Raw genomic sequence first — 2130 nt, forward strand, 5'->3', positions numbered from 1 at the left:
TCAGCAGCCCTGCCACGCTGGTCGGCAGCAGGGCGGTGCCGGCGACGAAGCCATAGTAATAAAAGGTAGTCGCCAGCACCGACATCGCCGCGAAATGCGGCAGGTGGCGCAGCTGGTCACGGGTGATGACGCCCGCTCGCCACGCCATCACGGCCAAAGGCAGAAAGCCGAACAGCACCCGCAGGAACACCGTCTGCGTGGGCGAGATCAGGGCGGTGGCCCATTTCATGAAGATGAAGTTCGACCCCCAGATGAGGCCGAGCGCGGCAAGCGCGGCATAGGCGCGAGGCATGACGTGTCTTTCAGGAAAGCGCAGGCACCCTTCCGGTCGGAAAGGTGCCTGCGGCAGGATTGAGAGGACTCAGACGCTGCGGATCAGTCCGCCATCCACGCGGATGCTCTGGCCCGTGATGTAGCCCGCCCCCTCTGACAGCAGGAAGGCGATGGTGGATGCGATCTCTTCCGCCCGGCCATAGCGACCCATTGGTACGCTGTCGCGGCGTTCGTCACTCGCGGGCAGGCTGTCGATCCAGCCCGGCAGGACGTTGTTGATGCGGATGCCCTGACCCGCATATTCGTCCGCGACGATCTTGGTGAAGGTGCCAAGGCTGGCCCGGAAGGCTGCCGAGGTCGGGAACATCGACGAGGGTTGCGTGACCCAGGCGGTCGAGATGTTGACGATGGCACCCCCGCCCTGCGCCTGCATGATCGGGACCACCAGCCGGATCGGGCGCACGGCAGAGAGGAAATAGACCTCCATCCCCTTGTGCCAGTCCTCGTCGGTGATCTCCAGGATCGGCGCGCGGGGGCCGTGTCCGGCCGAGTTCACCAGGGCGTCGATGCGTCCCCAGCGTTCCATTGCCAGATCGACCAGCCGCTGCACGTCCTCCGCCACGAGGTTCGAGCCGGTGACGCCCACGCCGCCGAGTTCCGCGGCCAGCGCCTCGCCCTTGCCTGACGAGGACAGGACGGCAATGCGATAGCCGTCCTGCGCCAGCCTGCGGGCAGCGGCGGCCCCCATGCCGGACCCGCCGGCGGTGATGACTGCAACCTTTTCTTCAGACATACCTGCCTCCAGATCGTGAGTTGCCGGCAGTATGACAGATCAGTCCGCGCCTTTCGCGCCAGAAGGAAGCCTGTCAGACTGCAGGAAAACTGCAGGCTGCCCATGTCCCTTTCCCGTCGCGCCCTGCCTCCCCTGAATGCTCTGCGCGCCTTCGAGGTTGCGGGGCGCAGGCTGAACTTCCGTGCCGCCGCCGACGAGTTGGGCGTGACGCAGGGCGCAGTGGCCCAGCAGGTGCGCGCACTGGAAGCCCATCTTGGCCTTGCCCTGTTCCAGCGACTGCCGCGTGGTCTGGCATTGACCCCGTGGGGTGCATCCTATCTGGCCGATGTGACTCGCGCGCTCGATACCTTGGGCGAGGCGACAACGCAGCTTCTTGCCCGCCCGGATGCTGTTACGATCAGCGTCACGCCCACCTTTGCCGCCAAGGTTCTGATCCCGCGCCTGGCTGACTTCAATGCAGCCTTGCCAAGGGTGGAGTTGCGCATCGTGGCGACCGAGGCCCTGTCCGACTTCGACCGCGACCAGGTGGACATTGCCGTGCGCCTGACCCGCCCTCCCTTTCCGGCGACACAGGAGGCGCGTCTTCTCTTCCGGCAAGATCTGGTGGCGGTCGCGAGTCCTCATCTGGTCGGTCGAATGACGCTGCCGCTTGCACCCGAGCAACTCCTGGCCTTGCCACTGCTCCATGATGCTCACGGCCAATGGCCAGCTTTTCTGAGCACATCCGGTAAGCTGCCGGGGGCGGTTTTCAACCAGACCGCCTTGGCCTTGGATGCAGCGCTGGCGGGCCAGGGCGTGGCAATCGCCGCGCTCGCCTTCGTGCAAGCCGATCTTGATGCGGGCAGGCTGGTGCAGCTGGCAAAAAGCGTTCTAACGGCCGGGCCAGACTATTACCTCCTGCGGAAGCGGTCCCTGTTTCCTGTGGCAGCGGTGGATTCCGTATGGGCCTGGTCCGCCACGCAACTCGTATCCCGATAGGACGACCGGCAGCCATGTCCGCATCGCTGACGCTCACGGCCCGCGTCAGCGGTCCCGCCCGAAGGGACGAGATGGGCAGGGCAGGG

General features: G+C 65.7%; 3 protein-coding genes. 1 reads left to right on the top strand and 2 read right to left on the bottom strand.

Annotation, left to right across the window (positions count from 1 at the left end; genetic code table 11):
- Together Q4F04_RS15635 and Q4F04_RS15640 are read right to left on the bottom strand one after the other, a co-directional pair.
- Positions 1 to 292 (bottom strand): EamA family transporter (locus Q4F04_RS15635; protein ID WP_303370710.1); only part of this gene is annotated, 292 nt, incomplete at its 3' end.
- Positions 293 to 361: 69 nt separating this feature from the next.
- Positions 362 to 1066 (bottom strand): SDR family oxidoreductase, encoded by a 705-nt coding sequence (locus Q4F04_RS15640; protein ID WP_303370711.1) that lies wholly within the window; start codon positions 1064 to 1066, stop codon positions 362 to 364.
- 102 nt (positions 1067 to 1168) lie between these two features.
- Between Q4F04_RS15640 and Q4F04_RS15645 the strand changes: the two genes are divergently transcribed.
- A complete protein-coding gene (locus Q4F04_RS15645; RefSeq protein ID WP_303370712.1) occupies positions 1169 to 2044 on the top strand; it encodes a LysR substrate-binding domain-containing protein in 876 nt (291 codons plus the stop codon).
- Positions 2045 to 2130 lie beyond the last annotated feature (86 nt).

Source organism: Paracoccus sp. (in: a-proteobacteria), assembly GCF_030536915.1.
Classification (GTDB): Bacteria; Pseudomonadota; Alphaproteobacteria; order Rhodobacterales; family Rhodobacteraceae; genus Paracoccus.

Excerpts from the sequence above, each read along its gene's own strand:
- Q4F04_RS15640 (WP_303370711.1), bottom strand. The coding sequence starts at position 1,066 with ATGTCTGAAGAAAAGGTTGCAGTCATCACCGCCGGCGGGTCCGGCATG.
- Q4F04_RS15645 (WP_303370712.1), top strand. The coding sequence starts at position 1,169 with ATGTCCCTTTCCCGTCGCGCCCTGCCTCCCCTGAATGCTCTGCGCGCC.